2 protein-coding genes are annotated in these 2,476 nt (G+C 52.5%); both read right to left on the bottom strand.

What is annotated here, in order from left to right:
- Positions 1–222 precede the first annotated feature (222 nt).
- Positions 223–1,026, bottom strand: a complete 804-nt coding sequence (locus JIN85_RS20095) for a YwqG family protein (RefSeq protein ID WP_200274212.1) — start codon at positions 1,024–1,026, stop codon at positions 223–225.
- 61 nt (positions 1,027–1,087) lie between these two features.
- A complete protein-coding gene (locus JIN85_RS20090) occupies positions 1,088–1,828 on the bottom strand; it encodes a hypothetical protein (RefSeq protein ID WP_200274210.1) in 741 nt (246 codons plus the stop codon).
- Positions 1,829–2,476 lie beyond the last annotated feature (648 nt).

Below are 2,476 nucleotides of genomic sequence, written 5' to 3'. Positions count from 1 at the left end.
CGACTCCCGCAATCAGGAATTCACCTACGTTGAGGCGATCATTGAAACGGCCATTGGCGGCGTGACAGCAGAACTTCATTTCCTTGGATAACGTCCAAGGCCACCTACCGCTGACCGGCAGCGCGTCTCCGACTGTGGGTTGAGGTTGTCATTACGGTGAAATTTCGACTCATGGCGGGTCAGCGGTTAGGTGCGCCGCCTTGTTCTGCCTTGTTTGAATTGCTAGCAGCATTGCAACACCAGCCACACGTTCGAAAAATCTCCTGCACGGGCGTCACGCTCTCTGATCCAGTAATACAGAGTGCCTGAGTCTCCCCACATCAAATCCAGATCGTCCTCAGTGTCGAACTGCAAGAGGAGTTTCCAGTCATTTGGTTCCTTTCGCAGTTCGTCTGCACGTTCGCTCTTATAGCCGGTCGAGTCTCCGCAATATACCCCTCCCGAGACCAGATGGCACTCTTCCTCCATCATGTCACCCTGAACTGGCTCTGGGAATCCGCCAATCTGGTGCAACGCGTTACCATCAAACGCATCCACGGAAAGCTCGTAGTAGTCCTCCTCTTCTTCCTCCGAGATTCCCGCTTCTTCTAGCGAAATGCGCTCTAAGCTCGGAATGCTCGTGTAGGGGCGTCCCTCAAGATACTTTATCCTAGGCGGTCGATTCTCTCCCTTCAGATCATCTGGAAACGGGATCGATTGAACCGAATCCGTTCCAGAATCGTGGATCACCGCCCAACCGCCACGATCCTTCGGATCGAAGCCCCACGGCCACTCGTCCATGTCGTAAAAGAACAGAAGGCGTCCTGTGGCGGGGAGCCAAGGTGCTGCGTCACTTAGGTTAAGCTCTGACAGATCCAACTGGCCAATGAAGCTGAGGGGCTTGCCGTCCTTCCGAGGCCACGAGAAGCCAGTTGCTGAAGCTGGTGAGCCGCCAAAGAAAGTTAGAGTCTCCCTCGCAGTTCCAAGTAGCTGGAGCGCGGGGCGGCCGACTCGGCTTGCGACACGCTGATACATTTCGGAGCTCATATTTTTGGCAGAACGTTCAATGTCCAGGCACGGGCAAATGCCCGTTGCCTGTGGCATCTTGTTAGCGCTGGTTGATTTTGAGCGTGTTGAGAAACGCATCGATCTCAGCTAGCGATGGCTCAAATGCGTCTGGCGGTGCAGTCTCGACCAAGCGGTAGTGAGGGTCACGGCGCATGGCACTGCCCGGATCGGCAGGATCACCGTCCCTGTAGTCACGCACTTCCGGGCCGAACTCAACCAACTCAGGATGTGTGACGCCAAAACTTGCCGTCACGTAGCGCCCATCGCGCGTCAATCCATGAACCTCATAGGTCAGCATCCCGTTGTTGGGAACGTAGTTGGTATTGTCGTTCTGATACTGCACGAAAAACGACACCGCATCCCCCCAATCGAACTCCTTCCGTTCGAAGCGAGGGTAAATCCTGGCACTTGCATTAGTCGCACTCCCAAGATCAGCCTTGTATCCGTCGCTGGCGCTCTCAATCGCCTTCCGTGCCCGTTCCGGGGCAGTTAGGAATACCTCGACGCTCCACCAGTGATACTTCGTCGCTCCATAATAGGTTCCGGTCTCGGTGTAAGCGGTCGCGCCCTTAGGGCTCCACTGACCTGTGATCCTTGTGAAATCTTGAGCCGCCACTTGCGGGAAAATGCTATCCTCAGACGTCGGCTGCCCCTTCTTGAACGTCTTCGTCTCGACTTTCGCCACCGGAAATCGGGAAGTATCCAGCATCAGCGGCGAGTCAGTGGCACACGACTGCAAGACGAAAGCTGCGGCGGCCAATGGGAGGAGAGCAATCTTCATTTCTTTTCGCTAACAGTATAATTAGTCATGGCACATATTGGATATCATGATTTAATTGTCAATGGTGTAGCTTTCATTGTGTTGTAAGTCATAGAATAATAGAGGTTTGAGTATTTTATTAGGGTGTCTTTGATTTTTTGATCGTGAAGAATTCTGGATAGCTTTGAGAGTTGGATATAAACCTGCGAGAATGTGCTGTACGTTCCAAATTATCAGGATTGGTTGATTGTCCTGAGCGGCTGGAGTTATAGGGATACTCGACCGAATTGAAGGTAAGAGCGGGTCAGTGACACTCCCGGCGTGAATCCGCCCCGGAGGTTTCAGGGCTGAGATTCTCGTACCTGGCTATTTAGCTTGGATGGATGTCTGCACGGTATCTCTGCACGGTGGATGATGGGAAAATCATTTCGGTCTCCGGTTTGAGTTTCTGGCGTTCGATTCGATCTTAGCCATCACTTGAACTCACAGGACAATGGAAACCTTGATCTGTACAAATGATGACCTTCTCTTTTTTGGATGATTGGTAAGTTATTGGGGGAAACGCGGTATGGCATAAAATTCAAGCTGGCACTCTCCGGGAGACTGCAGCTAGATTACCACGCTCTTTCTCTATGATCACTTACACCAAACCCCCGCATCCAAGAGAAC

The organism is Luteolibacter pohnpeiensis (assembly GCF_016595435.1).
Taxonomy (GTDB): Bacteria; Verrucomicrobiota; Verrucomicrobiia; order Verrucomicrobiales; family Akkermansiaceae; genus Luteolibacter; species Luteolibacter pohnpeiensis.
Note: the sequence above shows the minus strand (reverse complement) of the source record. Positions and strands in the feature narration are given on the sequence as shown.